Annotated in this window: 1 protein-coding gene; it reads right to left on the bottom strand. The window is 44.1% G+C overall.

The window, feature by feature from the left end:
* On the bottom strand, window positions 1–199 hold a 199-nt coding region (locus tag ACSV5T_RS09985), incomplete at its 3' end, for a transporter associated domain-containing protein (RefSeq protein ID WP_438321020.1).
* Window positions 200–261: the final 62 nt, after the last annotated feature.

Genomic DNA, 261 nt, shown 5'->3' with positions numbered 1-261 from the left:
GTTCAATTTCTTGGATAAATCGACCATCTGCTGACAATACCGACAAACGACAATCGTCAATAAAGACGGTTTGACCCAATACCTCATTGACTTCGCCAAGCTCTTGCATGACCAGTCCACCCATACTAGTGACATCCTCACTATCAAAATGGGTACCTAGCTGTTCATTACAGTCTGAGACTGAGGTGATGGATTGCACAATCCATGTGTCAAGCTGGTTGGGCACAGGCACTATATGATTGATATCGGTATCTTCTTCGA

The sequence above is a fragment of the Veillonella sp. ZSJB6 genome, from assembly GCF_051549505.1.
Lineage (GTDB): Bacteria > Bacillota > Negativicutes > Veillonellales > Veillonellaceae > Veillonella.
The sequence above is the reverse complement of the archived record's forward strand: the minus strand, read 5'-3'. Positions and strand labels throughout refer to the sequence as shown.